This is a genomic window from Deinococcus ficus (assembly GCF_003444775.1).
Taxonomy (GTDB): Bacteria; Deinococcota; Deinococci; order Deinococcales; family Deinococcaceae; genus Deinococcus; species Deinococcus ficus.
Genome location: NZ_CP021083.1, coordinates 214095 through 240385, shown reverse-complemented (window position 1 = coordinate 240385; position 26291 = coordinate 214095). Strand labels below are relative to the sequence as shown.

The window sequence follows — 26291 nt, the reverse complement described above, 5'->3', positions numbered from 1 at the left end:
CGTACATCCAACATGCCGAGTAAATCGGTAGGGGGGCCTCGGGGAGTCAATCAGGAACCGGCTTTCTCCATGCGAACCTGCTGCACTTCGGCCTTCCAGCGCTCCTGGATGGCCTGGTCGCCGATCACGATGCGTACAGCCGCCTCCAGCGCCTCATCGATGTAGATCCGCCGCATGCCCATGTCATCCGCAGCTTCGAGGATGAGTTTCGCAAGTTCGCGGTGGAGCGCCAGGGGAACCCGGCCGGCCAGGGTCTTCTCCTCTCCCCTGCCGGGACCGGGTTTTCCGGCCATTCCGGCCTGTGGCGTCTGGTCGACCTCCGTCCCGGCGCCCGGCCGGCGTTCAGGAGCGGATGCCGGGTGACTCTTGACTGGCGTCGGCTCGTTCTGCTCGGTTTGCCGGACCTGCTTCAGCTGGGCCAGCCCTTTAAGGAGATCGCTCATGCGCTCGCCTCCGGGCCCTGGCTGAGGCGGTGAATCAGTTCAGTGGTGACCGCCTCGTAGTCCTTCCAGCATTTCTGGGCGATGTCGGTTTTCAGGTCCCGCACCAGCACGGCACTGTTCGCGGCGTCCCGGAAGGCTTCACTCAGTCGCACTGCGGAGGTCATCACCGTGATGCCCTGGTCCTGTAATGCTTTTCTGGCGAGGATCTCCTTCATCCCCTTGGGCCGGATCATGGTGAGCAGGCAGACGAACTTGTCTGTCGTCACCCCACCGGTCCGCAGGATCTCGGCCGTCTGAACCGCGCCGTCGAGCCCGTTGATGTCGGGCGTTGTCGGCAGCAGCGTCAGATCTGCAGTGCGGGCAAATTCCAGAAGTTCGGTGTTGTCCGGCCCACCCTCGGTGTCGAGGATCACGACGTCGTAGTCCCTGGCCCGTGCGAGCGAGGAGACGGGCGCCACCGTGAACGGCAGCAGTCCAGAGCGGGCCCAGGAGGTGCTGGTCCGAATGCGGTCCCCGTCAGCCAGCAGAACCTTCTGACCCGCGTCAGCGAGCACGCCGGCGAGATGAATGCAGGTGGTGGTCTTGGCGATGCCCCCTTTCAGCCCTGCAACTGCCACCACCAACGGACCCACACGACCTCCCGGAGCATCTGAATCTGACATGTAAACACTCTAGCGTGTACGTGAATCAAAAAACAAATTTACACACAAATACACATGTACACAATTACGTACGTTTGTGTACATGTGTGTGATCAGACTCGCGGCTTCTCCTGAACTGTTCGAGCTGGTTTCACTGCGGTGATGGGAGGCAGGCCGCAGATGTGAGGCTGTCACTTCAAAGGCGGTGGCCGTTCCTCACGGGGCCACCTCGTTACGTCGCCTATGGACCGTATGGCGAACAAACACACACGTATACTCATGTGTTAATTTGTGTACAACTTTGTACACAAATTAACACGATACGTTCAATAGATGAACTCGCGGATGTCGTACCGCGCCACCCGTACACCCGGATGCACCGCACTCAGCAGCGAACGAAAATGCAGCTCCTGCGTCAGCCGCTCCTCTTCCGGGAGGGGAGCGACGTCGTCTTCCGTGGCCCGGTTCACGTACGGCCCATGCTCGACGAAAGGGGAGAGGTACACGAGGTCGCCGGACGACAGGGGCAACTGCTCAAGGAGGGCACTGGTATCGGCGACGTGTCCGGCTGCGTAAGTCAGGCCACCCAGACCCGTCATCACGATGACACCCACCTCCAGCCCGGCTTCTTTGAGCTGAGAAACAAACTGCCGGGAGGCTTCGCGTCCACCGGGCTTGTTCACCCAGGCGAGCAGGGGATCGTGCCCCGTTTCCAGCCCCACGTACACCCGCTTCAGCCCGGCATCCCGCAACGCACGCCAGTCCTCTGCGCTCTTGCGCTGCCCGGTGAAGACATCCACGAAGCCGCTCACCGGCCGGCCCGGGAAGGCGGCACGCACCGAAGCGAGGGCCGGAAGGAGGCGGGCATTGGACACCATGAGGGCGTTGCCGTCCGCGAGGAAGATGGAGCGCCGAAGCGCCAGCGATCCTCCGAGAAGCGCGCCCACCTGCTCCAGGTGAGCCTGAAACTCCGTCGGCGGGAGGGTGGTGAAGGGCCGGTCCCGGTAGAACGTGCAGAAGGTGCACTGGTTCCATGAGCAGCCCCGGGTGACCTGAACGACCACCGAGTAGTACTGGTCCGGCGGAAGGATGCTGATGGGGGAGTAGGCCAGCGAGAAGCGCGCCTGCTCGTCCAGAAGGCGACGCGGCGACCACTCCGCTGCCCGGGTGAGCAGGGGAGAGGAGCGCAGCAACAGGTCCTGTTCGCGCGCCTCATCAACCCATGCCTTTACCTGGGCGAACTGCTCAAGGGCCTGCTCGGGCGTCAGAGTCCAGCGTTCACGGCTGCCATTCACGCGTCTGCGGGCCAGGACCTGCGAGGCGAGAGAGCGCTTGTGCAGGGTGCCCCCACTGAACCAGGTCAGTGGCCGGCCGTCCAGTTCGAAGCTGAGCACCAGATCTGCGCCGCGGCTGAGTGTGAAGGAATCCGGTCGCACCTGGAGTCGGTACGGCTGGGCGGCGGATCCGGGTGCAGCGGTCATGGGTCACCTAGTGTAGAGAGGTGTTCGTGTGGCCCGGTGGGGCCACGAGCGTCGCTACTCGGTGGGAGCGAGGGCGAACCGCTCGAGGTTGGGCCTCATCCGGCTGGCCAGGGCGTACATCTCCTCGGCCTCGGCGGGTTCCAGGATGTCCGGCAGGGTGCCCTGCCAGAAGGCGAGCCACCGGTCGAAGTGCTCCGGGCCGAGGCCGAGCTTCATGTGGGCGGGGCCGGGCTGGCCGCGGTAGGCACTGGGTCCGTGCATGACCGCACGCCAGAAGCCTTCCAGCCGGGCAATGTGGACGGGCCAGCCGCCGCCCGGGTACGGCCCGACGCGGGCCTGAAACACCGGACTGAGAAGGTCGTCGGTCATGACGCGGCCGTAGAAGGTCCAGAGCAGCCGGCGCAGACGGTCCTCCCCGACGCGGTCGAAAAGCGTCTGGTCGTGGCCGAGCAGGGGAATGGGGGCAGTCATGGCACTCCTGACGTCACTGGGCTTTAACTGGACATTATTATCCAGTAAATTGACGTTGACAGGCTAGGTCACCTATAACGTGCATGTCAAGGCGGCGGCCCCGGACCACCCGGGCATCCGCGGCCACCTGAGGTGAAACCATGTTCTCCCAAACTGCCGAGTACGCCCTGCGCGCCGCCGTCACCCTCGCCGCGCGGCCTGACGAGGCGCTGACCGCCGCTGAGCTGTCCCGGCAGACCCAGATTCCCACCGATTACCTGTTCAAGGTGATGGGGCAACTCGCGCGGGGCGGCGTCGTGACCGCCGTGCGCGGCAAACGCGGCGGCTACCGCCTCAGCCACCCCCCCCAGCAGACCAGCATCCTCGACATCGTGAACGCGGTGGATCCCATCCCGCGCATCCTCCACTGCCCGCTGGGCCGGCCCGCGCACGAGCACGCCCTGTGTCCCCTGCACGCCCACCTTGACGCCACCTACGCGCAGATCGAACGCACCCTCGGCGAACGCAAGTTGCACGAACTGATCGACCCGACCATGGGCCCCGATCCCCTCGGCGCCCTGAACCTCCCCACCCTGAGCCCCTCCACCGACCCCGAGGCCCCCACCCCATGACCCCCACTGCCCCCGCCGCGCCGGCCTTGCTGAACGTCAAGGCCGACTTCCCGATCTTCGACCATCATCCCGAGCTCGTTTTTCTCGATTCGGCCGCCAGCACCCAGAAGCCCCGCGCGGTCATCCAGGCGATCAGCGACTTTTACAGCCGCGATTACGCCAACATCCACCGCGGCGCCTACCGCCTCTCCGCCCACGCCACCGACCGCTTCGAGAGCGTCCGGGCCGACGCGGCGCGCTTCTTCCGCGCGCCCAGCCCGGACGGCGTGATCTTCACGCGCAACGCCACCGAGGCCGTCAACCTCGTCGCCCACAGCTGGGGCCAGGCGCACCTGAACGCCGGGGACGTCGTGCTGGTCAGCGAGATGGAACACCACGCCAACCTCGTGCCGTGGCACCTGGTCACCGGACTGCGCGGCGCCCGCGTGGAGTACGTGCGGGCCACCCCCGACGGCCGTCTGGACCTGGACGACTACGCCGCGAAACTCCGCAACCCGGCCGTGAAGTTCGTCGCGCTCCAGCACGTCAGCAACGTGCTGGGGACCGTCCATCCGGCCGCCGAACTGGTCCGCCTGGCCCACGACCGGGGCCTGCCGATCCTGCTGGACGGCGCGCAGGCCGCCCCGCACCTCCCGCTGGACCTCAGCGCCCTGAACGCCGACTACTACGTCCTGAGCAGCCACAAGATGCTCGGGCCGAGCGGCGTGGGCGCCCTGATCGCCCGGCCCGACACCCTGAACGCGCTGCCGCCCTACATGGGTGGCGGCGACATGATTCGGGAGGTCTACCCCGACCGCAGCACCTACGCCCCGGCGCCCAACCGCTTCGAGGCCGGCACGCCCGCCATTGCCGAGGTGGTGGGCTTCGGCGCGGCGATGGCGTACCTCACCGACCTGGGCATGGACCGCGTGGAGGCGCACGAGCAGACACTGCTGCACGCCGCGCTGGACCGCCTGAACCAGATCGAGGGCCTGGACCTGTACGGCCCGCCCACCGCGCGGGGCGGCGTGATCAGCTTCAACGTGCGCGGAGCCCATGCCCACGACGTCGCCGGCTTCCTCGACGAGGCCAACATCTGCGTGCGCGCCGGGCATCACTGCGCCCAGCCGCTCATCCGGGCCCTGGGCTGCGCCAGCACCGCCCGCGCCAGCTTCTACATCTACAACACCCTGGACGACGTGGACGCCCTGGCAGGGGCTATGGCAGAAACGGCAGAATTCTTCCGGTGAATACGGAGGGATGTTTTTGGTGCTTGTCATCTCTCCAGTTAGTACTTACAATCGGTTTAAATGAGGAAATTGCCGGCAGGAGGATCAGATAATCTCTTAAATAGTGCATATAAAATTAGAAATTAGATGGACCGGCTCAGATACCTTCAGATTATTCTTTAGGATGGGAGAATTCACTCTTATAATATAGGAAATCAAGATAACGTAAGACTATAAGCTATTCGGATCAGTACGGCTAATCTGTAGCGAGTTTACAGAGAATTAACACCAGGAGTTTCCCCTCATCAGCGTTCAGGAGAAAAATAATGACTACACTGGCAGATAAAACTGTGCTCATTACTGGGGGAACCGGCTCCTTCGGCAATGAGCTTCTTCAATTGATCAAGGACACCGACGTCGGTGAAGTCCGGGTGTTCAGCCGCGACGAGCTCAAGCAGGAGCAGATGCGCGTGCGGATGAAAAACCAGAAGGTCAAGTTCCACATCGGGGACATCCGGGACCGGCAGAGTGTCGACCAGGCCATGGAAGGCGTGGACCTCGTGTTTCACGCCGCGGCGCTCAAGCAGGTCCCGTCCTGCGAGTTCTTCCCGATGCAGGCCCTGATGACCAACGTCGTCGGAAGCCACAACGTCGTCGAGTCGGCCATCGCGCACCGGGTCGGGTCGGTGGTGTGCCTCAGCACCGACAAGGCCGTGTTCCCGGTCAACGCGATGGGCATGACCAAAGGGCTGATGGAGAAGGTGGCCACGGCCGCGGCGCGCCGCCTGGGCGACCATGAGACGGTAATTTCCACGGTGCGGTACGGGAACGTGATGTACTCCCGCGGATCGGTGATTCCCCTGTTCGTCGAGCAGATCAAGTCCGGGCGGCCGCTGACCATCACCGATCCCCACATGACCCGCTTCCTGCTGTCGCTGCGCAGCGCGATCGACCTGGTGCTGTTCGCGTTCGAGCATGCGCGGCAGGGGGACATTTTCGTGCGCAAAGCCCCGGCGAGCACCGTCGGTGACCTCGCGCAGGCCATTCAGAATCTGTTCGGAACGGACACGCCCCTGGAGGTCATCGGCACGCGGCACGCCGAGAAGCTCTACGAGACGCTGGCCACGTCCGGCGAACTGGTGAACGCCGAGGACATGGGCGATTACCTGCGGATCGTGATGGATGACCGCGACCTGAACTACGCCAAGTACTTCACGGAAGGCGAGCCGCAGGAAGCCCTGATCGACGACTACACCTCTCACAACACCGAGCGCCTCAGCGTGCCGCAGATTGAGGCCCTGCTGCGGTCCCTGCCGGCGTTCGAGCGGGAACTCACCGCGTTCCAGAGCGCTCGTCAATGAGGATCGGGATCACGGGGGCGCGCGGCCTGCTCGGCACGCACCTTCACGCGTACCTCCACGGTCAGCCGGGCGTGGAAGTCCGTGCAGGCGGGCGGGAGATCTACGCCGACCAGGCCGCCCTGCGGGAGTTTGTGGACGGCTGCGACGCCATCGTCCACCTGGCGGGAATGAACCGCGGCGACGACGCGGAACTCGCCCGCACCAACGTCCGCCTGTGCGAGGACCTCGTGACCGCCCTGGAAGCGGCGAAGGCGGCGCCGCACGTGTTGTTCTCGTCGTCGACCCACATCGACCGCGACTCGGCCTACGGGGCGTCCAAACGCCAGGCGGCGCAGGTGCTGCGGGACTGGGCGCAGCGCAGCGGAGGGGCGTTCACGAACGTCATCCTCCCCGGCGTGTTCGGTGAGGGCGGACGGCCCTTTTACAACTCGGTGGTCTCCACGTTCTGCTCCCAACTCGCCCGTGGGGAGACGCCGACGGCCAATGCGGAGGCGATGGTCGAGCAGGTTCACGCGCAGCAGGTGGCCCGTCACGTTCACGCGCTGATCGGCCGCGAGACAGGTGACGTGCGTGTGGAGGGGACCCGGCTCAGCGTCGGTGACCTGCTCGGGCGCCTCAGGGACTTCCAGCGGCTGTACGACGTGCACGTCATTCCCGACGTGCGCGCGGAGTTCGACCGGGACCTGTTCAACACCTACCGCGCCTACCTCTACCCGCAGCGTTACCCCGTGCCCCTGACCCTTCACACCGACGACCGGGGCAGTCTGTTCGAGGCGGTGAAAAGCCACAACGGCGGGCAGAGTTTTATGTCCACCACGCATCCCGGGGTCACGCGCGGAAACCACTACCACACCCGCAAGATCGAACGGTTCCTGGTGACGGGCGGCGAAGCGGAAATCCGGCTCCGTCACGTGACCGGGACCGAAGTGCAGCGCTTCCGCGTCAGCGGCGAGGTGCCCGCGTACGTGGACATTCCGACCCTGCACACGCACAGCATCACCAATGTCGGCCCGGGCGTCCTGACCACCCTGTTCTGGACGCATGAGCTGTTCGACCCGGCACACCCGGACACCTACCCTGAACCCGTGGAGACCGCATGACCCTCGATTCCGTTCGCCGGCTGAAAGTGATGACCGTGGTGGGCACCCGGCCGGAGATCATCCGGCTCTCCCGGGTGCTCGCACGCCTGGATGAGCACACCGATCACGTGCTCGTGCACACCGGTCAGAATTACGATTACGAACTCAATGGCGTGTTCTTCCGTGACCTCGGCGTGCGCCAGCCGGACCACTTCCTGCAGGCCGCCGGCACTTCCGCGGCAGAGACCATCGGTCAGATCCTGATTCGCATGGATCCCCTGCTGGAGCAGGAACGCCCTGACGCCCTGCTGATCCTGGGCGACACGAACAGCTGCCTCGCGGCGATCAACGCCAAACGGCGCAAGATTCCGATCTTTCACATGGAGGCCGGGAACCGCTGCTTCGATCAGCGGGTGCCGGAGGAAACCAACCGGAAGATCGTGGACCACACCAGCGACATCAACCTGACCTACTCCAGCATCGCCCGCGAATACCTGCTGCGCGAAGGGCTCGATCCGGCGCGCGTCATCAAGACCGGCAGCCCGATGTTCGAGGTGCTGCACCACTACCGCCCGCAGATCGAGGCGTCTGACGTCCTGCCCCGGCTCGGCCTGCAGGCCGGCGAGTACTTCGTGGTCAGCGCGCACCGTGAAGAGAACGTCGATTCGGACGTGAACCTCCACAAGCTGCACCAGACCCTGAACACCGTGGCCGCCACGTTCGGGTTGCGGGTCATCGTGTCCACGCATCCGCGCACGCAAAAACGCATCGACGCGGCCGGCCTGCGCTTCCACGAGAACGTGGAGCTCCTCAAACCGCTGGGGTTCCACGATTACGTGCACCTGCAGATGCACGCCCGCGCGGTGCTGTCCGACTCGGGCACGATCACCGAGGAGGCCAGCATCCTGAACTTCCCCGCCCTGAACATCCGGGAAGCGCACGAACGGCCGGAAGGCATGGAGGAAGCGGCGGTGATGCTGACCGGCCTGAACGTGGAGCGCGTCATGCAGGGCCTCGCCATTCTCGAGTCCCAGCCGCGCGGTGACGAACGGCTGCTGCGCCTGGTGAGCGATTACTCGATGCCCAACGTGTCGGACAAGGTTGTCCGCCTGATCCTCAGTTACACCGATTACGTCAACCGCGTGGTCTGGCGCAAGGACAGCTGAGTGCACGTTCTGATCGTCACCCAGTACTTCTGGCCGGAGAACTTCCGCATCAACGACCTGGTGTCGGGCCTGCATGACCGTGGCCACCGCGTGACGGTCCTCACCGGTCACCCGAACTACCCGTCCGGCCAGTTCACGCACGGCTATGACGGGCGTCGGGTGGCGGAGGAGCAGTACGAGGGCATCCGGGTGGTGAGGGTGCCGCTGCTCCCCCGGGGACAGGGCAGCGGTGTGCGGCTGTTCCTGAACTACCTGTCGTTCGCGGTGTCGGCCAGCGTCCTCGGGCCCCGCCTGCTGCGGGAGGCGTACGACGTGATCTTCGTGTACGAGCCGTCCCCCATGACCGTCGGGTACCCGGCCATGGTCATGAAGCGCAGGACCCGGCGGCCGATCGTGTTCTACATTCAGGACCTGTGGCCGGAAAGCCTCTCCGCGACGGGCTTCGTGACGCACCCCTGGGCGCTTCGGGCGGTGGAATGGATGGTCCGGGGCATCTACCGGGCCTGCGACCGGATCCTGGTCACGTCCCGCGCGTTCATTCCGCGCGTCGAGCGCCTGGGCGTGCCGGCCCGGCGGATCGCGTACTACCCCCAGTACGCGGAGGGCTTCTACCGGCCGTTGGCGCCCGACCTCGACTGGGCACGTGCGCAGGGTGTGCAGGCGGGGTTCACGGTCATGTTCGCCGGGAACATGGGCCTGGCCCAGGACCTGTCCACGGTGCTGGACGCCGCGGAGATGCTGCGTGACCGCGACATCAACTGGGTCTTCGTGGGTGACGGCAGCGTCCGCGCCAACCTGGAACAGCAGGCCCGGGAACGGCAGCTGGACCGGGTGGCGTTCCTGGGCAGCCACCCGGCCGAGCAGATGCCCCGCTTCTTCGCTCAGGCGGACGCGCTGCTGGTCTCCCTCACCCGGGATGAGCTCTTTGCCCTCACGGTACCGGCCAAACTCCAGTCGTACCTTGCGAGCGGCCGGCCGGTACTCGCCTCCCTGGCAGGCGAAGGCGCCCAGATCGTGGAGGAAGCCGGCGCCGGGCTGAGCTGCGCGCCGCAGGACGCCCGCGCCCTGGCAGACGCGGTGACCCGCCTGCACGAGACGCCCCCGGAGGAGCGCGCCGAAATGGGCCGCCGGGGCCGGGCGTACTTCGAAGCCCATTTCGAGCGCGAGCGTCTCCTCACCGAGCTCGAAGCCCTGCTCGCCGAAGCCGGAGGTGCTCGGTGAACGGCACGGTGCTCGTCGTGGGGGCCAGCGGCTTCGTCGGCCAGGTGGTCTGCCGGGATCTGCTCCGGCGCGGGTACCGCGTGCGGGCTGCGGCCCGCAGCGCGGCCGACCTGCCGCCGGGCGTCGAGGCCGTCACCCTCCCGGATCTCGCGCAGCCCGGTGCGGACTGGACGGCGCTGCTGGACGGGGCCGATCACGTCGTGTACCTCGCGGCCAGGGTCCACGTGATGAACGACACCCATCCCGATCCGCTGGCCGCCTACCGCGCGATCAACCGCGACGCGCCGGTCGCCCTGGCCCGCGCGGCCGCTCAGGCGGGGGTCCGGCGGCTGGTTTACCTCAGTTCCATCAAGGTCAACGGAGAGGGAAGCCGCCGCCCGTTCACGGAAGAGGACCGGCCACAGCCGACCGACCCGTACGGCGTCAGCAAGTGGGAAGCGGAGCAGGCCCTGCTGGAGGTCGGCCGGGAGACCGGGCTGGCCGTGGTGGTCATCCGTCCGCCCCTGGTGTACGGGCCGGGCGTGAAAGCCAATTTCATGTCCCTGGCCCGGGCCGCCGGGAAAGGCTGGCCCCTGCCGCTCGGCGCGGTCGACAACCGGCGCAGCCTGATCTACGTCGAGAACCTCGCCGACCTGATCGCGCTCACCCTCGAGCATCCGGCCGCCGCCGGGCAGGTGTTCCTGGCCTCAGACGGTGAGGACCTGTCCACCGCCGACCTCACGCGCCGACTCGCGGAAGCGCAGGGCCGCACGCCGAACCTGCCGGCCGTTCCGGTGGGCTGGCTGCGCCTGGCAGGCAGGCTGACCGGGCGGACAGCCGTCATCGACCGCCTGCTGGGCTCGCTGCAGGTCAGCAGTGACAAAGCCCGGCGTGACCTAGCCTGGACGCCGCCCTACCCGGTGTGGCAGGCAGTGGCTCGCACCGGGGCCAGCGTGACCGGCGCGCACGCGCCCGGCGCGGCGGGCCGGGTCCGGCTGTCGGCTGGTCAGCGGGCGTACCTCCTGGTCCGCTCACCCGTCGAGCGTGTTCTGGCAGCTGGGATGCTGGTGCTGCTCAGCCCGCTGCTGCTGCTGATCGCGGCCGTGATCCGCCTGGACTCGCCCGGGCCTGTGCTGTTCCGGCAGGAGCGTGCGGGGCGGCGGCACGAGCCGTTCATCATCTACAAGTTCCGCACCATGCGCGCCGGAACCCCGCACCTGTCCACCGAGGACATGCTCAGGTCGGGGCTGAGCACGGTGACGCGGGCGGGCGGGTTCCTGCGACGGACCAGCCTGGACGAACTCCCGCAGCTGCTCAACGTCATTCGCGGTGAGATGAGCTTCGTCGGCCCGCGGCCTGCGCTGATGACGCAGCACCCGGTCCTGACCCTGCGTCAGGCCTCAGGCGCTGACGTGCTGGCCCCCGGCATCACCGGGTACGCGCAGGTGACCGGGCGGGACGACCTCAGCGACGCGGAGAAGGTGGAGCGCGACACTGCGTACCTCCGGCGGATCAGCCTGGCGATGGACCTGAACATCGTCCTGCTGACGGTGGGCTCGATCTTCAAGGGCACCGGCACCAAGTAGCGCCGCGGGGCGGGTCACCCGTCGACGGCCCACGCCGGAGGGCTTCATTCAGCGCGGTTGCAGGTCGAAATCCCATTCGAAGGACCGGCCCCAGGGCAGCCTGGGGTCCTCCACCACATACGAGTTGCCCATGTGCAGCGGGAAGGCGTTCTGCACGAGGGTGAGCAGGGCCTGCTGCGCTTCCGGCGTGTTCATGCGGTTCTCGGGGATGCGCCGGCGCAGCTCGGCGCGCAGGGAGGCGCTGTAGATCACGTCGTTGGCGTATTCGCGGGCGAGCAGGGCGTCCTGGCGGATCGGGTCGGCGCCGGCGAAGGTGAGTTTCGCGTGCGCGAGCGCGGTGCCGAGGTTGTTGCCGGGCGTGCCCCAGGCCGCCAGGGCCCGCAGGTTCGCAGCCTGGCGCAGGGTGGACAGGTCCCGCCACAGCCGCAGGTTGCCGAGGTTCACGGCGTTCACGTCCGCGACGGCCACCGGGCCCTGCCGGACCAGCGCGCTGACGCGCAGCGCCGCGCGGCGTGGGTCGCCTCCGTTGTACACAAACAGGGTGAGGTCGGCCGGGCCGTCCGTGACCGTGAAGCCGCTCGCCTCGGCGTGGTTCGCGGCGCTGCGGGTCAGGGGCACGCCGTCGTAGCGGATGACGTCCTGCGCCCGGGTGGGATCGCTGTACTCGAAACGGACCGTGCGCGGTTCAGGCGCCAGCGCCCGGGCGACGAGCATGGCGGTCACCTCGTCCGCGCCGGGATAGAACCGCACGTTCGCCGGGGCGTCCACGGCCAGGGTCTGCCCCTCGCCGGGCGCGGGGCTGCCGGGCAGGGCGTCGTCCCAGGTGACGTGCAGCTCCCGGAAGCGGCCCTCGGCTGCCCAGCGGAGCATCTCCCGGACCACCGTGAGGTTCCGCTCGCGGTTCGTGGCGTCCGGGTGGCGGGGCAGCACGATGAAGGCGTACACCGGCTGCCCGGTGCGCGCCGTCCAGTCCCGGAGCGGTTCCAGGCGGGCCAGCGCCTCGGCGGCACTCAGGGGACTGGTGCGCGACTGCACGAGGCCCCCGTACGCCAGGGCGTCCAGGGCCACGATCAGGGGCCCCTGCTGCGGCTGGGCCTGCCACCAGGCGCCCAGCCGGGCCGGGTCGGCGCCCTGCGTGGCGTTGCCTAGCAGGTCGGCGTCCGGCACGCGAGGCTGCCCGCCCGGTAGGCCGGCGATGAGGGCCGGCAGGACGCGGTTCGCCGGGCGGGAATCCAGCGGGATCAGCGTCTGCGCCGGAGCGGTGGACGCCAGCAGGAAGGCCAGCAGGAAAGCGGAACGCATACCCGGGAGGCTACGGGCCCCTCATGGCAATGCGGTGATGACTGGCCGGGTCCCTGTTCATTCCGGGGGCCCGTCAGTCCCGGGGCGGTGGGGCGGCCTCGAACGCCAGGTACAGCCGCGCGAGGAGTTCAGGGTCGCTCAGGCGGCCGCCCAGGGTGTCCTCGGCGCGGCGCAGCCGGTAGCGCAGGGTGTTCAGGTGAATGCCCTGCTGCGCGGCGAGGTCGGCGAGCGGGCCCCGGTGCGCGAGGTAGGCGCGCAGCGTGCCCTCGGCGCGGCCGCCGTCGTCCAGGGCGGCGAGCTGTCCCTGTACCTGCCGGGCCAGGACCTCCAGGCGGCCTTCGGACAGCAGGGCGAACAGCGGGTCCATGCCGTGGAAGGGCGTATACCCGCGCGCGGCCCGGGTGGCGGCCAGCGCCTGACGCGCCTGAGCGTACGCGGAGCGGACCTCGTGCACCACGCCGCGCACGCCCACCTCGTGCCGGCTGCTGACCCCCAGGCGGACGTCCTGCGCGGTGGAGGAGGTCAGGGCCTCGTGCAACTCGCGGCCTTCGGCGCTGAGACTCAGGGTGGACCACAGCCACACCGCCTGGCCGCCCCGCACGGTGGAGTACCCGCTGAGGCGCCGCTCGGTGAGGTACCCCTCGCCGACGGCGGCGAGCACGTCCAGGGCATCCTCACGCGCCGTCAGGGAGGCCGGGCCGGCACTCACGCGCTCGGGCAGGGAGGCGACCGCCACCGCGAACGGCTCCCCGCCCAGGTCGGCGTGGTCATCCAGGCCGGACAGCAGGGATTCGAGCACCCGTTCCTTCACGCGCCGCCGGGCCGCGCCGGCCGCGGCGGCCTGCAGCCGCGACAGCAGGGCGTACTCGGTGAACACCGGCGTCAGCGCGTCCCAGGGGTCCGGCAGGGCCAGCACGAGTGCGCCCACCTGACGCTCGCGGTGCGCGAGTCGGTGCGTGACCGCCTGCCGGGAGTACGTGCCGGCCGAGGCGACGTGGTCCCCCCAGCTGGCCCGCAGCTCCGCGAAGCCTCCCGTCCAGGCGTGAATGAGCGTCACCAGGGCCTGTTCCGGCTGGGCGCTCATCACGGCGTCCCGCAGGGCTTCGAGCAGCAGCGGCAGGCCCGGCCAGTCCAGGGCCTCGCGCGCCGCCTGCCCGCCGGCGACGCGCACCACGTCCCGCGCAGCCGGTTCCGGGCAGCGGGCCAGGGCCTCGTTCATGGACCGCAGCGGGAGGTCAGGCTCCTGCGGGTCCAGGCTCAGGGCGCGGCGCACGTCATTCAGGCGGGGCATGGTGCAATGCTACAAAATCGGCAGCCTCACCTGTTCATTCCGACAAAAGTCTGAGACGAGGGCCGTCTAGGATGGGCACAACCCACAACCGCTGCCTGGCTTCAGGTCCGCGCAGCCGAAGGAGACCGCATGAAGTACGCCCGATTCACTGCCGGGGGCCGCAACCTGCAGGGCCACCTCGAAGGCGGCCGGCTCATCGACGCGGCCGGCGTCGCCCACGATCCCGAAGCCGTGCAGTTCCGCCTGCCGGTGGACCCGCCCAAGGTCATCGCCCTGGCCCTGAACTTCAACGACCACGCCGGCGAACTGGGCCTCACGCAGCCCAAGGAGCCCGCGCTGTTCTGGAAACCGAACACCACCCTGCTCCCGCACCGGGGCAGCGTCATCTACCCCCGCGGCGCGGAATTCATGCACTACGAGGTGGAACTCGGCGTGATCATCGGCCGGGACGCCCGGCGCGTGAAGGCCAAAGACGCCATGGACTACGTCGGCGGGTACACCATCGGCAACGACCTGGTGGTCCGCGACTACGTCACGAACACCTTCCGTCCCCCCATGCGCGGCAAGGGCTGGGACACCTTCGGGCCGCTCGGGCCGTACTACGTCACCGCCGACGAGATCAAGGACCCCCACGACCTGAAGCTCACCGCGTACGTGAACGGCGAACTGCGCCAGGAAGGCAGCACCCGCGACATGATCTTCGGGATTCCTGAACTGATCGAGCACATCTCGCGCTTCATGACCCTCCAGAAAGACGACGTGATCCTGACCGGCACGCCCAAGGGCATCAGCCACGTGCACCCCGGCGACGTGATGCGCCTGCAGGTCGAGGGCCTCGGGGAACTCGTGAACGACATCGTCGAGGAAGACGAGGGCGCCGAACCCATCACCGGGAAGGAAAGCAAGGAAGGAGAGTGGGACGGACGGTGACCCCCCACAGGCCGTCAGGGAACCGGGGCCAGACCCTCATGCGGGCCGCGCAGGCTGGGCGCATGAGGACACAACTGACCGGCATGCTTGTCCTGACCGCCCTGGGCGCCGCCCTCTCCGCCTCCGCGGGATTCGTCGAACAGTCCAGCATGCGCGTGGGCACGACGACCACCCCGCTGAAGGCCTGGTGCGACGCGCCGCAGGGCGTGGTCGCCCTTGGGGCGTTCGTCATCCCGGGCACCGGTGCGGCGTCCGGCGTGACCAGCCTGACCGTGTGGCCCAAGACCCGCCGCGGCCTGGGAAGCCCGCAGGCCGCGCAGGTTCGCTGGGGCCCCTCGGACGCCGGTGCCGGAAACGTGTACTGGCCGCTGACCGTGCTGGACGGCGCCCGCAAGGGCCAGGCAGGGTTCCTGCACACCAGCAACGTCGAGAACGTGCAGGACCCCGCCTACCGCATGACGCACGTCAACGAGATCAAGCTCGGCGGGGACGTGTACCGCTGCCGGTACGTGCCGCAGGCCGCGTTCCTGGGCGTGACTGCAAAACGCACCGTGATCGTCTGGGACAACGGCCGGACGGCCACGTACGCCACCCGCAACTTCGACGGCACGCCCGGCGTGTACGTCACCGGCGGACAACGAATCGATTTCGGCACGGAAACCGGCTGGGGCTACGAATTCACGACCACGGACGGCTACAGGTATACGGTCGCGCAGGGTGACTTCGTGCCCAACCCCCACATGCGCCTCGACGTGTTCAAAGGCAGGAAGGCCGCCCTGTACGAGCCATTCGTGGCCTACACCGTCAGCCGGCCCGCCACAGACTGACCCCACACCACAAGGAGTCCCATGACCCACCCGACCCAATCCACGGCCACCCAGCAGAACCACGACCTGGCCGCGCAACTGCGCGAAAGCCGCCTGGCCCCGGGCCTGAAGCACTTCATCGGCGGGCAGTGGGTGGCCGGCCAGGCCGGCCGCACCTTCGACGCGCACTCGCCCGTGGACAACAGCCTGCTGGTGCAGGTGGCCGAAGGGGACGCCGGCGACATCGACCGCGCCGCGCAGGCCGCGCACGACGCCTTCCAGACCTGGCGGGAGGTGGGCGGCGCCGAACGCCGCAAGATCCTGCACCGCATCGCCGACCTGATCGAGAAACGCAGTCAGGAGATCGCGGTGCTCGAAAGCCTGGACACCGGGCAGGCGATCCGCTTCATGAAGTCCGCCGCGGCGCGTGGCGCGGAGAACTTCCGCTTCTACGCCGACCGCGCCCCCGCCGCCGGTGACGGCCAGAGCCTGCCCACCACCGGGTTTCTGAACTACAGCCTCCGCCAGCCGATCGGGCCGGTGGGCGTGATCACGCCGTGGAACACGCCGTTCATGCTCAGCACCTGGAAGATCGCCCCGGCGCTGGCGGCCGGCTGCACGGTGGTGCACAAACCCGCCGAGTGGAGCCCGGTGAGCGCCACCCTGCTCGCCGAGATCATGGACGAGGCCGGACTACCGAAGGGCGTGCACAACCTCGTGCACGGCTTCGGGGAGACGGCCGGCAGGAGCCTCACCGAGCACCCACTGATCAAGGCGGTGGCGTTCGTGGGCGAGACGACCACCGGCAGCCACATCATGCGCCAGGGCGCCGACACCCTGAAACGCGTGCACTTCGAACTGGGCGGCAAGAACCCGGTCGTGGTGTTCGACGACGCCGACCTCGACAAGGCCCTGGACGCCGTGGTGTTCATGATCTACAGCCTGAACGGCGAACGCTGCACCAGTTCCAGCCGCGTGCTGATCCAGCAGGGCATCTACGACGAGTTCACGAAGCGCATCGCCGCGCGCGCCGCGAACATCCGCGTCGGCGACCCCCTCGACCCCGACACGGAAGTCGGGCCGCTCGTCCACCCCCGGCACTTCCAGAAGGTCATGTCGTACTTCGACAAGGCCAGGGAAGAAGGCGCCACCATCGCCGAGGGCGGAGTGCGCGTGGGCGACACCGGCAACTTCGTGCGCCCCACGCTGTTCACGGGCGCCCGCAACGACATGGCCATCGCACAGGAAGAGATCTTCGGCCCGGTCCTGACCGCCATTCCCTTCCAGGACGAAGCCGAGGCCCTGCGCCTGGCCAACGACGTCGCCTACGGCCTCGCCGGGTACCTCTGGACGAACGACCTGACGCGCGCGCACCGCTTCGCGCACGGCCTGGAAGCCGGGATGATCTGGGTGAACAGCGAGAACGTCCGCCACCTCCCCACCCCCTTCGGCGGCGTGAAGAACAGCGGCATCGGCCGGGACGGCGGGGATTACAGCTTCGAGTTCTACATGGAAACGAAGAACATCGCCATCTCGCTCGGCACGCACAAGACCGCCAGACTCGGTGCGGGCGCGCCCCCCGCCGTCACCCCGAAGGAAGTGGAGGGGTGAAGCCCCACCGCGTGCTGATCACCGGCGCGGCCGGCGAGATCGGCACGGCGCTGCGCGAGCAGCTGCGCGGCCGCTTTCCGGTGCTGTGCCTCACGGACGTGCGCGACATGCCGGAGGCGCGTCCCGGTGAGGAGGTCATGCCGGCCGACCTGACCGACCTCGCCAGCGTGCAGGCCGTGATGCAGGACGTCGACGCCGTGATCCACCTGGGCGGCATCGCCAACGAGCACACCTACGAGCAGATCCGGACCGTGAACATGGACGGCACCTACCACGTCCTCGAAGCGGCCCGGCGCGCTGGCGTGAAGCGGGTCGCGTTCGCGTCCAGCATCCACACCGTCGGCCACTACGCCCGCACCGAGACGATCTCCCCGGCCGTGCCGGTCCGCCCGGACACCTTCTACGGCGTGAGCAAGGTGTTCGGCGAAGCGCTGGGCCGCCTGTACTGGGAGCGGCACGGCCTGGAGTTCGTGGGCGTGCGCATCTGCTCCTTCCAGGATCGCCCGAAAGACCGCCGGCACCTGTCCACCTGGCTCTCCCCGCGCGACGCCGCGCAGCTGTTCGGGAAGGCCGTCACCGCCTCGGACGCCGGGTACCTGATCGTGGCCGGCATCAGCGGCAACGCCCGACGCTGGATGAGCCCTGACGGCTGGGACGTGCTCGGGTACGACCCGCAGGACGACGCCGAAACGTACGCGGCCGAACTGGAGTCCATTCACGGCGACCCCGCCGACCTCAGCGAGCAGCGGCAGGGCGGCGTGTTCGTGGACCCCGCCTACACCGGCCTGGCCGCCGACCCCACCCCCTGACCCCCACCCCCCGCTCTACCCCAAGGAGGCCCCATGACCACCCACGTCACCCAAGGCAGCGCCATCTCCCCCATGCACAGTGAAGGCAAGGGCGTGATCACCGGGCAGCAGTTCCTGGACCGCCTGCGCAAGAGTCCCCCGAACCTGTTCATCGACGGGCAGCAGGTCCAGGACCCCACCACGCACCCCGCCACGAAAAACATGGCTGCCAGCCTGGCCGGCCTGTACGACATGCAGTTCGACCCGGCCACCCGGGACCAGGTCACGTACGAGGAAGGCGGGCACCGTTACGGGATGGCCTTCATGGTGCCGCGCACGAAAGAGGACCTGCGCCGCATCGGCGAGTCGCACCGCGTCCGCGCGAACTACGGCCTGGGCTTCCTGGGCCGCGCGCCCGACTACATGAACACCAACCTGATGGCCGCCGGGATGGGCGCGGAGTACTTCGCGCAGTGCCAGCCTGAGGGCGACCACAAGGTGGACTTCGCCGGGAACATGCGCCGGTACTACGAGTTCGTGCGCGACAACGACCTGTGCCTCACGCACGCCCTGACCAACCCCCAGGTGAACCGCGCGAAGATGGCGTCCGAGATGCCCGACCCGTACATCGCCCTGGGCATCGTGGAGGAGAACGACCAAGGCGTGGTCCTGCGCGGCGCGCGCATGATGGCCACCCTGCCCATCGCGGATGAACTGCTGGTGTTCCCCAGTACCGTCCTCAAGGAGAACGCCGACAAGAGCCGTTACGCGATGGGCTTCGCGGTGCCGTGTAACGCCCCGGGCCTGAGCTTCCAGTGCCGCGAACCCATCGACGTGGGCCGCCCCACCGAGGACCACCCGCTCGCCAGCCGCTTCGACGAGCAGGACGCCTTCGTGATCTTCGACGACGTGCTGATCCCATGGGAGCGCGTGTTCCTGCTGTACGACGTGAACCTCGCGAACAAGGCCTACGCCGGCACGGACGCCGTGCTGCACATGGCGTACCAGGTCGTGAACCTGAAGATCGCCAAGACCGAGGCGTTCCTGGGCACCGCGCAGAGCATCGTGAACGCCATCGGGTCCGGCGGGTTCCAGCACGTGCAGAGCAAGATCGCCGAGATCATCATCATGCTGGAGATCATGAAGGCCCTGGAGGTCGCGGCCGTGGACGGCGCCACCCTGAACCGGTACGGCGTGATGACCCCGGCCCGCGGGCCGCTGGACGCCGCGCGCAACTACTACCCCGGCGTGTACGCCCGGTTGCCGGAACTGCTGCAGTACCTGGGCGCCTCAGGCATCATCATGATGCCCAGCAAGGCCGACCGCGAGGGCCCGCTCGGGCCGCAGATCGACAAGTTCCTGCAGGCCGGCAACGCCACCGCCGAGGAGCGCCTCAAGCTCTTCCGTCTCGCCTGGGACATGAGCATGAGTGCCTTCGGCGGCCGGCAGTCGCTGTACGAGAAATTCTTCTTCGGCGACCCGGTCCGCATGCACAGCGCGCTGTACGAGGTGTACGACAGCAGCGAGTACGTGGGCCGCATCAAGGCGTTCCTGAACCGCAAGGACGGGGCGCAGTGAGCGCCGCCGACGTCATCCGCATCGCGCAGGCGGTCTTCACGGTCAGTGACCTGCAGGCCAGCCGCGACTTCTATGTGAACCTGCTCGGCATGAACGTCCTGCACGAGGACGCCGGCGCGCTGTACCTGCGCGGCGTCGAGGACCGCGAGTGGACCCTGAAACTCGAGCAGGCCAGTTCCGGCGAGGAACCCCGCGTGCGGCACCTCGGGTACCGCGTCCGTGACGAGCAGTCCCTGGACGCCCTGGTGCAGCTCGCCGAAGAACAGCAGCTCCCGTACCGCTGGGAGGAGGAACTCGATCGGCCCCGCATGCTGCGCCTGCAGGACCCCTTCGGGATTCCGGTGGCGTTCTACCACCAGGTCAAGACGCACCCCTGGCTGCTGCAGGACTACCACCTGCACCGCGGCGGCGGCCTGCAGCGCGTGGACCACTGCAACGTGCGCGTGCCGGACGTGAAGGCCACCATGGACTGGTACGCCGAGCACCTGGGCTTCCGCCTCAGCGAGTACACCGTGGACGAACAGGACCAGTGGTGGGCGGCGTGGATTCAGCGCCGCGGCGGCGTGCACGACTTCGCGCTCACGAACGGCCCGGGCCCGTGCCTGCACCACTGGGCGTACTGGATGCCGGACATTGGCAGCATCATCCGCACCTGCGACATCCTCGCCGGCGCCCGCCAGCCGGAACGGATCGAGCGCGGCCCGGGCCGGCACGGCGTCAGCAACGCCTTTTTCCTGTACGTCCGCGACCCGGACGGGCACCGCATCGAGCTGTACACCAGTGACTACATCACCGTGGACCCGGACTTCGAGCCGATCCGCTGGCTGCGCGACGACCCCCGCCGCCAGACGCTGTGGGGCGCCAAGACGCCGCGCAGCTGGTTCGAGGAGGCCAGCCCCATGGAGGCCTTCGCCGGCGGGGTGCAGCCGGCCGTGAAAGGCAGGCTGGAAGGCATTCCCGTTCACGTGATCTGAGGCCGGGCGCCCTATGCTGCCCCCCATGCTGATCACCCGTCAGAGCGACCCGGACAACCTGGAAGCGCCGTTCGGCCCGCTCACGGAGCGGCGCTCCCCGCCCGGCGGGCATTACGTGCGCAGCCACTTCCCGGTGCCGGCCCTGGACGCGGACTTCACCCTGCGCGTGACCGGCGAGGTGGAGCGCCCCCTGACGCTGGGCCTGGCGGAGGTGCAGGCGCTGGGCGCCGAGACGCGCACCGTGACCATGGAGTGCGCCGGGAACGGCCGGGTGTACCTGTCCCCGAAGGTGAGCGGCGTGCAGTGGGCCCTCGGCGCGGTCGGCACGGCCGACTGGACGGGCGTGCCCCTGCGCGCCGTGCTGGAGCTGGCCGGGGTCCGCCTGGGCGCGCTGGAGGTCGTCCTGACCGGCGCGGACCGCGGCGTGATGACCGAACCTGTCCGCTCGCCCGGCGAGGCGCCCTACGCGCGCAGCCTCCCGCTGGACAAGGCGCTGGGCGACGTGCTGCTCGCCTACGCCATGAACGGCCGGCCCCTCACGCCCGCGCACGGCGCCCCGCTGCGGGCGGTGGTGCCCGGCTGGTACGGCATGGCGGCCGTGAAGTGGCTGACCGGCCTGCACGTCACCTCTACCCCGTACCAGGGGTACTTCCAGACCGTGGACTACGCCCGCTGGGAGACCCGCGCGGACCTGCCGCCCGAACGGGTGCCGCTCTCGGCCATGCAGGTCAAGTCGCAGATCGCCCACCCCGCCCCGCACGCCCAGGTGCCGGCCGGGCAGCCCTGCGAGATCACGGGCGCCGCCTGGACCGGGGAGGGCACCGTCACCCAGGTGGACGTCAGCACCGACGGCGGGCAGTCCTGGCAGGCCGCGGCGTTCCTCGACCCGGCCGAGCCCGGCGTGTGGCGCCGCTGGACGCTGAGCTGGACGCCCCGCCAGCCCGGGCCGGTTACCCTGCTGAGCCGCGCCACCGACAGCGCCGGGCACACCCAGCCCGCCGCGCACGACCCCAGGAACGGCACGTACGTCGTGCATCACGTGCTGCCCGTGCCCGTTCACGTCCAAGAAGGAGCTTCATGACCACGCGCGTCATTCCCGACGAACAGCTCGCCGCCCTGGCCGCCGAACTCGAGGAGGCCGAACGCACCGGGCGGCCCATCCTTCCCTTCTCCGAACGTTTCCCCGGCATGACCTTCGCGGACGCGTACGCCGCGCAGCGCGCCTGGGTGGACCTCAAGGTCCGCTCCGGCCGGCGCGTGCTGGGCCACAAGATCGGCCTGACCAGCCGCGCCATGCAGATGGCCTCGCAGATCACCGAACCCGACTACGGCGCGCTGCTCGACGACATGTTCTTCGAACCGAACGGCGACATCGACCTCTCCCGGTTCGTGGCACCGAAGGTCGAGGTGGAACTCGCGTTCCTGCTGAGGGCCGACCTGCGCGGCCCGCACGTCACGCTGTTCGACGTGCTGCGCGCCACCGAGTACGTCACCCCGGCGGCCGAGATCATCGACGCGCGCATCCAGCGGGTCAGCAGCGTGACCGGCAAACCCCGCCGGGTGTTCGACACCATCAGCGACAACGCCGCGAACGCCGGCGTGATCGTCGGCGGGCGCGCCGTGAAACCCGACGACCTCGACCTGCGCTGGGCGGCCGCGCTGTGCATCCGCAACGGCGTGATCGAGGAGACTGGCGTGGCCGCCGGCGTGCTCGGCCACCCCGCCACCGGCATCGCCTGGCTCGCCAACCGCCTTGCCCCGCACGGCGAGCACCTCCGCGCCGGGGAACTGGTCCTGGCCGGGTCCTTCACCCGACCGGTGGACATCTCTTCCGGCGACGTGTTTACCTTCGACTACGGCCCGCTGGGCACCTTCTCCTGCCGCTTCACCGGGGAGGCCCGCGGTGCCTGAACCCGGCAGCCCGAACGCCTTCAAGGCCGCGCTCGCCCAGGGCCAGCCGCAAATCGGCCTGTGGGTGGCGCTCGCCAACCCCGTCAGCGCCGAGGTGTGCGCCGGCGCCGGCTTCGACTGGCTGCTCCTGGACGGCGAGCACGCCCCGAACGACGTGCGCAGCCTGTACGCGCAGCTGCAGGCGGTCGCGCCGTACCCCCCGCACGCCGTGATCCGGCCCCCGGTGGGCGACCCGGTGATCATCAAGCAGCTGCTGGACATCGGCGCGCAGAGCCTGCTGATTCCCATGGTGGAAACCGCCGCGCAGGCCCGCGACCTGGTCGCCGCGACCCGTTACCCGCCTCACGGCGTGCGCGGCGTGGGCGCCGGACTGGCCCGCGTCAGCCGCTACGGCCGCACCGCCGACTACCTGACGCACGCGAACGACAGCGTGTCACTGCTGGTGCAGGTGGAGTCCGTGAGCGCCCTGGCCCAACTCGACGAGATCGCCGCGGTGGACGGCGTGGACGGCGTGTTCATCGGCCCGTCCGACCTGGCGGCCAGCATGGGCCTGCTCGGGCAGGCCGCCCATCCGGACGTGCTCGCCGCCTGCCTGGACGCCGCGCGGCGCATCCGCGCGCACGGCAAGGCCGCCGGGATCCTCACCACCAACGAGGCGCACGCCCGGCAGTTCCTGGACGGCGGGTACACCTTCGTGGCCGTCGGGACGGACGTGGGCCTGCTCATGAACGCGACGGGGAACCTCGCCGCCCGATTCGGGGCAGGGGAGAGCGCGCCCAATGACCCGAAAACCGGCGGGTACTGACCTATCACAAGGAGCGGCGGGCACGGGGAATCCCGGCCCGCCGCTTCACTGAGTTCTCTTCAGTCGTCCACGGCCACAAAGCGCAGGTCCAGACCGGGCAGGTCCTCCAGGAAGCCGCGCAGCAGGGCATAGGCACCCTGGAGGTCCGCGGCGTCCACGACCTCCACGGCGCTGTGCGTGTAGCGGTTGGCGACCGACACCGCCCCGGTGGGCACGCCGCCGCCCAGGTACTGCAGCGCGCCGGCGTCCGTGCCGATGCCGCGCAGCAGCTCGTGCTGCACCGGAAGGCCGCGTCGGCCGGCGGCGGCGAGCAGCCCGCGCCGCACCGCCGGGTGCGTGACCGTGGAGGCGTCCATGACCTTCACCGCCGGGCCCGCGCCCAGGCGCAGGTGTCCGCTGCCGGTGTCCGGCGTGTCGTCGGCGGCCGTCATGTCCAGCGCCAGCACCACGTCCACCGGGCCCAGGTCGGCGTGCGTGGCGCGGGCCACGGCGGTCGCGCCGCGCAGGCCGATCTCCTCCTGCACCGAGAACACCGCCACCAGATTCACGTCGGGCAGCCCGGCCTCCAGCAGCGCGAGCAGGACCGCGCAGCCAGCCCGGTCGTCCACGGCATGCGCCGTGAACCGCCCGCTGCCCTGCCCCAGTTCCGTGAGTTCGCCCACGAACCCGGCGGGGTCGCCGACCTCCACGCCCATGGCCCGGGCCTGCGCGGCGTCCCGCGCGCCAATGTCCACGTACACGTCCCGCGCGGCAGGGAAGCCCACGCGGTCCGCGTCGGTCAGCAGGTGCGCGCTTTTCGTGCCGATCACGCCGCCCAGGCGACCTGCGGCAGTGCGGACCCACAGGCGCTGCGCGGGCAGGATGCGGTCGTCCAGCCCACCGACCTTCTCCAGGCGCAGGAACCCGCCCGGCTCGATCTTCAGCACGCGGAACCCGACCTCGTCCATGTGCGCGCTGATCAGGCAGGTGCGGGCGCCCTCCACGGCGGCGCGGCGCACAGCAATGACGTTCCCCAGGGCGTCCACCCGCACGCTGTCGGCGTGCGGCCGGGCGGCCTGCACGATCCGGCGTACCACGTCCTCCTCGCTGCCGCTGGGGCCGGTGGCGGCCACCAGGGCCCGCAGGTGCTCGAGAATCAGGGAGAGGGGTTCACGGCTGGACTGTGTCATGGGAATCTCCTGGGAGCTCATCGGTTGAAGATGCTCAGCGGCAGGTGTGCGCTCACCGTGAAGTGCGGCGCGTCCACCAGCTGACTGATGCGCAGGTCCACGCAGGCGCTCGCGAGCACGTACGCCTGGACGAAGGACAGGCCGTACTCGTGCTCCAGGTGCTCCAGCAGGGCGCCCAGCGCGGTGCGCGCCGCGTCCAGCAGGGTGGGCTCGTTTCCGGTCGTCACGTACGCTCCCTTTCTCCACAGCCCGGTGGGTTCCGGCGTGGCCTGCAGTTCCGGCGTGCGAAGGCGGCGCCCCGTGCCGGCCCGGTGCAGGTGGACCCGCGCGGTGACCACGCCGTCCGTCTCGATGCCGGTACTGCACACCTCACCATCGCCCTGCGCGGCGTGCACGTCCCCCACGCTGAGCAGGGCGCCCGGCACCTCCACCGGCAAGAACAGCCGGGCCCCGGCGGTCAGCTGCCGCACGTCCAGGTTCCCGCCCACCTGCCGGGGCGGCGCGGTCCGGTGCGGGCCCGGCGCGCCCGGCGCCACCCCGATCACGCCCGGGAACGGCGCGAGCGGCACCCGGGCCACATCCAGGAAGTCCGTGAAGGCGCCGTCCCGCAGGTCCCAGAAGTGCGTGTACTGCCCGGGCACCCGGTCGTCCAGCAGGCCGATCCCGCCGGGCCGGCAGGCGTTCCAGCCCCAGGCGGCGGTGCGGACGTCCAGCAGTTCGACTTCCAGCGTGTCGCCGGGCCGGGCGTCCTCGATGAACACCGGCCCGGTGAGCGGGTGCCCGGCCACGCCGCCGGTGGGTGTCATGGCCGGGCAGGCGGAGGCGAGCACCTCAGCTCGCAGCGCCTCCGGGCAGGCCAGCGTGCCCGCCGCGACCTGCCGGGCCACCCCGCCGCCCGAGGCGTCCACGGTGACGAACTCCACGACGTCCCCGCTCCCCACCCGCAGGGCCGGAGGCAGGGTGGCGTCCCACACGGTGTGCAGATCGGACGCGGGCAGGCGGTGGGCGGTCAAGCGCGCCTCCCGGCAGGGCGGCGCAGGGCAGGGAACACGAGGTTGTGGGGCACGCCGGGATTGTGCCACGCGGCGCGCCCCGACAGCGCCTGCGCCACGGACGCCGAGCGCCCTGCCCGGTACCATGCCGGCATGATCCTCGCCTTCGTGAACCCCGAGCACACCCTGCTTCACCCGGACGCCCCGGACGAGTTCGCGCGGGTCGCCTCCGGCCTCTCCGCGCTCCTCCGGGAGGCCGAGCTGATTCCCGTGACCGGCCTGGACGAGGAGGGCCTCCTGGCCGTGCCGGCCGTGTTCACGTCCTGGCAGGTGCTGCTCCACGGCGCCGTGGTGCTCACCCCGGACGGCCTGGAGGACCCCGCGTGGCGGCGCCTGACCCTCGAAACGCAGGCGGCACAGGAGCAGGCGATGACCCTGGCCGCGCAGGCCGCCACGCACCTGACGCAACTTGGACAGCTGGGCGTCGACGTGGAAGTCGTGCGTCGCAACGGCCTGCCCCTCCTCGTCCGGGTGACGCACCCCCACGGCCTGCCACTGGCCCTGGACGAGGCCGAGCGCGGCTGGCGCGAATGGCTGGACGGCGGGCCCTTCCAGACGGACCTGCGCGTCCTGCGCACCGGGGAGACCCTGACCCTGTTGCCCAAGGAACTCACGCCGGACAGCGCCGTGAACTTCGTCCTCTCCAGGCTCGACGAGCAGCCGGACCTGACGCTCGGCGTGGGCACGTTCCCCAGCGACGTGGGCTTCCTGGAGCTGTGCGACCTGACGATCGTTCCGCCGGAACTGCTGCGCCGCGACCCAGCCACCGAAGGCGACGAGGACTGACCCGCCCGGCCCCGTATCCTGTGCGGCACACCAATTGGAGG

The 26291-nt window shown here is 69.3% G+C and carries 25 protein-coding genes; 17 read left to right on the top strand and 8 right to left on the bottom strand.

Annotation, left to right across the window (positions count from 1 at the left end; translation table 11 throughout):
• Positions 1–50 precede the first annotated feature (50 nt).
• The 4 genes from DFI_RS17535 to DFI_RS17520 all read right to left on the bottom strand — a co-directional run bounded on the left by DFI_RS17535 (position 51) and on the right by DFI_RS17520 (position 3036).
• Entirely contained in the window at positions 51–443 is a 393-nt protein-coding gene (locus DFI_RS17535; protein ID WP_027462210.1) for a hypothetical protein, read from the bottom strand.
• Entirely contained in the window at positions 440–1105 is a 666-nt protein-coding gene (locus DFI_RS17530) for a ParA family protein (protein ID WP_027462209.1), read from the bottom strand. The genes DFI_RS17535 and DFI_RS17530 overlap by 4 nt, the downstream gene beginning before the upstream one ends.
• Before the next feature lie 305 nt (positions 1106–1410).
• Positions 1411–2565 carry a radical SAM protein gene (locus DFI_RS17525; RefSeq protein ID WP_244940407.1) on the bottom strand — a complete coding sequence of 385 codons (1155 nt, stop codon included), beginning with the start codon at positions 2563–2565 and terminating at the stop codon, positions 1411–1413.
• Positions 2566–2619: 54 nt separating this feature from the next.
• Entirely contained in the window at positions 2620–3036 is a 417-nt protein-coding gene (locus DFI_RS17520; RefSeq protein WP_043777230.1) for a group III truncated hemoglobin, read from the bottom strand.
• A 140-nt stretch (positions 3037–3176) separates the two neighbouring features.
• On the opposite strand from DFI_RS17520, the gene DFI_RS17515 reads away from it, so the two are divergent.
• From DFI_RS17515 to DFI_RS17485, 7 genes are all read left to right on the top strand, one after another.
• Complete coding sequence (locus tag DFI_RS17515) at positions 3177–3647, top strand: Rrf2 family transcriptional regulator (RefSeq protein WP_027462206.1); 471 nt, start codon at positions 3177–3179, stop codon at positions 3645–3647.
• On the top strand, positions 3644–4876 hold the full coding sequence (locus DFI_RS17510; RefSeq protein ID WP_051307506.1) for an aminotransferase class V-fold PLP-dependent enzyme: 1233 nt from the start codon (positions 3644–3646) through the stop codon (positions 4874–4876). The genes DFI_RS17515 and DFI_RS17510 overlap by 4 nt, the downstream gene beginning before the upstream one ends.
• Before the next feature lie 305 nt (positions 4877–5181).
• Complete coding sequence (locus DFI_RS17505; protein WP_043777228.1) at positions 5182–6216, top strand: polysaccharide biosynthesis protein; 1035 nt, start codon at positions 5182–5184, stop codon at positions 6214–6216.
• Positions 6213–7316 carry a polysaccharide biosynthesis C-terminal domain-containing protein gene (locus DFI_RS17500; protein ID WP_027462203.1) on the top strand — a complete coding sequence of 368 codons (1104 nt, stop codon included), beginning with the start codon at positions 6213–6215 and terminating at the stop codon, positions 7314–7316. Before DFI_RS17505 ends, DFI_RS17500 begins: the two co-directional genes overlap by 4 nt.
• Positions 7313–8461 carry a non-hydrolyzing UDP-N-acetylglucosamine 2-epimerase gene (wecB, locus tag DFI_RS17495; protein ID WP_027462202.1) on the top strand — a complete coding sequence of 383 codons (1149 nt, stop codon included), beginning with the start codon at positions 7313–7315 and terminating at the stop codon, positions 8459–8461. The genes DFI_RS17500 and wecB overlap by 4 nt, the downstream gene beginning before the upstream one ends.
• Positions 8462–9682, top strand: coding sequence for a glycosyltransferase family 4 protein (locus tag DFI_RS17490; protein WP_027462201.1), 1221 nt, complete (start codon positions 8462–8464; stop codon positions 9680–9682). It abuts the gene before it with no gap.
• The gene (locus DFI_RS17485; protein WP_027462200.1) at positions 9679–11247 is read left to right on the top strand and encodes a hybrid nucleoside-diphosphate sugar epimerase/sugar transferase; all 1569 of its coding nucleotides are present in this window, start codon (positions 9679–9681) and stop codon (positions 11245–11247) included. Before DFI_RS17490 ends, DFI_RS17485 begins: the two co-directional genes overlap by 4 nt.
• Positions 11248–11295: 48 nt before the next feature.
• Here the strand turns inward: DFI_RS17485 and DFI_RS17480 are convergent, their stop codons facing one another.
• Positions 11296–12549, bottom strand: coding sequence for a DUF4127 family protein (locus DFI_RS17480; RefSeq protein WP_027462199.1), 1254 nt, complete (start codon positions 12547–12549; stop codon positions 11296–11298).
• 73 nt (positions 12550–12622) lie between these two features.
• Entirely contained in the window at positions 12623–13840 is a 1218-nt protein-coding gene (locus DFI_RS17475) for a PucR family transcriptional regulator (protein WP_027462198.1), read from the bottom strand.
• Between the two features lie 129 nt (positions 13841–13969).
• On the opposite strand from DFI_RS17475, the gene DFI_RS17470 reads away from it, so the two are divergent.
• From DFI_RS17470 to hpaI, 9 genes are all read left to right on the top strand, one after another.
• Positions 13970–14770 (top strand): fumarylacetoacetate hydrolase family protein, encoded by an 801-nt coding sequence (locus DFI_RS17470; protein ID WP_027462197.1) that lies wholly within the window; start codon positions 13970–13972, stop codon positions 14768–14770.
• 62 nt (positions 14771–14832) lie between these two features.
• Positions 14833–15597: a hypothetical protein gene (locus DFI_RS17465; RefSeq protein ID WP_244940406.1), complete on the top strand. Its 765-nt coding sequence runs from the start codon at positions 14833–14835 to the stop codon at positions 15595–15597.
• Between the two features lie 21 nt (positions 15598–15618).
• Positions 15619–17187, top strand: a complete 1569-nt coding sequence (gene hpaE, locus DFI_RS17460) for a 5-carboxymethyl-2-hydroxymuconate semialdehyde dehydrogenase (RefSeq protein ID WP_027462195.1) — start codon at positions 15619–15621, stop codon at positions 17185–17187.
• Positions 17184–17996 (top strand): NAD-dependent epimerase/dehydratase family protein, encoded by an 813-nt coding sequence (locus DFI_RS17455; RefSeq protein ID WP_027462194.1) that lies wholly within the window; start codon positions 17184–17186, stop codon positions 17994–17996. The genes hpaE and DFI_RS17455 overlap by 4 nt, the downstream gene beginning before the upstream one ends.
• Before the next feature lie 33 nt (positions 17997–18029).
• Entirely contained in the window at positions 18030–19553 is a 1524-nt protein-coding gene (gene hpaB, locus DFI_RS17450) for a 4-hydroxyphenylacetate 3-monooxygenase, oxygenase component (RefSeq protein ID WP_027462193.1), read from the top strand.
• On the top strand, positions 19550–20527 hold the full coding sequence (gene hpaD, locus DFI_RS17445) for a 3,4-dihydroxyphenylacetate 2,3-dioxygenase (RefSeq protein WP_027462192.1): 978 nt from the start codon (positions 19550–19552) through the stop codon (positions 20525–20527). Before hpaB ends, hpaD begins: the two co-directional genes overlap by 4 nt.
• A 25-nt stretch (positions 20528–20552) precedes the next feature.
• Positions 20553–21608 carry a sulfite oxidase gene (locus DFI_RS17440; RefSeq protein ID WP_051307505.1) on the top strand — a complete coding sequence of 352 codons (1056 nt, stop codon included), beginning with the start codon at positions 20553–20555 and terminating at the stop codon, positions 21606–21608.
• Positions 21605–22438 carry a 2-oxo-hept-4-ene-1,7-dioate hydratase gene (gene hpaH / locus DFI_RS17435; RefSeq protein ID WP_027462190.1) on the top strand — a complete coding sequence of 278 codons (834 nt, stop codon included), beginning with the start codon at positions 21605–21607 and terminating at the stop codon, positions 22436–22438. The genes DFI_RS17440 and hpaH overlap by 4 nt, the downstream gene beginning before the upstream one ends.
• Positions 22431–23243, top strand: coding sequence for a 4-hydroxy-2-oxoheptanedioate aldolase (gene hpaI, locus DFI_RS17430; protein WP_027462189.1), 813 nt, complete (start codon positions 22431–22433; stop codon positions 23241–23243). Before hpaH ends, hpaI begins: the two co-directional genes overlap by 8 nt.
• 59 nt (positions 23244–23302) lie before the next feature.
• Here the strand turns inward: hpaI and DFI_RS17425 are convergent, their stop codons facing one another.
• Positions 23303–24412: a M42 family metallopeptidase gene (locus DFI_RS17425; RefSeq protein WP_027462188.1), complete on the bottom strand. Its 1110-nt coding sequence runs from the start codon at positions 24410–24412 to the stop codon at positions 23303–23305.
• Between the two features lie 17 nt (positions 24413–24429).
• A complete protein-coding gene (locus tag DFI_RS17420; protein WP_027462187.1) occupies positions 24430–25425 on the bottom strand; it encodes an acetamidase/formamidase family protein in 996 nt (331 codons plus the stop codon).
• Between the two features lie 132 nt (positions 25426–25557).
• Here DFI_RS17420 and DFI_RS17415 point away from each other — a divergent pair, with 132 nt between their 5' ends.
• Positions 25558–26250, top strand: coding sequence for an HAD family hydrolase (locus DFI_RS17415; RefSeq protein ID WP_027462186.1), 693 nt, complete (start codon positions 25558–25560; stop codon positions 26248–26250).
• Positions 26251–26291 lie beyond the last annotated feature (41 nt).

Coding starts and splice junctions, on each gene's coding strand:
- hpaH (WP_027462190.1), top strand. CDS start 21,605: ATGACCACGCGCGTCATTCCCGACGAACAGCTCGCCGCCCTGGCCGCC.
- DFI_RS17505 (WP_043777228.1), top strand. CDS start 5,182: ATGACTACACTGGCAGATAAAACTGTGCTCATTACTGGGGGAACCGGC.
- DFI_RS17510 (WP_051307506.1), top strand. CDS start 3,644: ATGACCCCCACTGCCCCCGCCGCGCCGGCCTTGCTGAACGTCAAGGCC.
- hpaB (WP_027462193.1), top strand. CDS start 18,030: ATGACCACCCACGTCACCCAAGGCAGCGCCATCTCCCCCATGCACAGT.
- hpaE (WP_027462195.1), top strand. CDS start 15,619: ATGACCCACCCGACCCAATCCACGGCCACCCAGCAGAACCACGACCTG.
- DFI_RS17470 (WP_027462197.1), top strand. CDS start 13,970: ATGAAGTACGCCCGATTCACTGCCGGGGGCCGCAACCTGCAGGGCCAC.
- DFI_RS17465 (WP_244940406.1), top strand. CDS start 14,833: ATGAGGACACAACTGACCGGCATGCTTGTCCTGACCGCCCTGGGCGCC.
- DFI_RS17525 (WP_244940407.1), bottom strand. CDS start 2,565: ATGACCGCTGCACCCGGATCCGCCGCCCAGCCGTACCGACTCCAGGTG.
- DFI_RS17500 (WP_027462203.1), top strand. CDS start 6,213: ATGAGGATCGGGATCACGGGGGCGCGCGGCCTGCTCGGCACGCACCTT.
- DFI_RS17520 (WP_043777230.1), bottom strand. CDS start 3,036: ATGACTGCCCCCATTCCCCTGCTCGGCCACGACCAGACGCTTTTCGAC.
- DFI_RS17415 (WP_027462186.1), top strand. CDS start 25,558: ATGATCCTCGCCTTCGTGAACCCCGAGCACACCCTGCTTCACCCGGAC.
- DFI_RS17535 (WP_027462210.1), bottom strand. CDS start 443: ATGAGCGATCTCCTTAAAGGGCTGGCCCAGCTGAAGCAGGTCCGGCAA.
- wecB (WP_027462202.1), top strand. CDS start 7,313: ATGACCCTCGATTCCGTTCGCCGGCTGAAAGTGATGACCGTGGTGGGC.
- DFI_RS17530 (WP_027462209.1), bottom strand. CDS start 1,105: ATGTCAGATTCAGATGCTCCGGGAGGTCGTGTGGGTCCGTTGGTGGTG.
- DFI_RS17440 (WP_051307505.1), top strand. CDS start 20,553: ATGCTGATCACCCGTCAGAGCGACCCGGACAACCTGGAAGCGCCGTTC.
- DFI_RS17425 (WP_027462188.1), bottom strand. CDS start 24,412: ATGACACAGTCCAGCCGTGAACCCCTCTCCCTGATTCTCGAGCACCTG.
- DFI_RS17515 (WP_027462206.1), top strand. CDS start 3,177: ATGTTCTCCCAAACTGCCGAGTACGCCCTGCGCGCCGCCGTCACCCTC.
- DFI_RS17475 (WP_027462198.1), bottom strand. CDS start 13,840: ATGCCCCGCCTGAATGACGTGCGCCGCGCCCTGAGCCTGGACCCGCAG.
- DFI_RS17480 (WP_027462199.1), bottom strand. CDS start 12,549: ATGCGTTCCGCTTTCCTGCTGGCCTTCCTGCTGGCGTCCACCGCTCCG.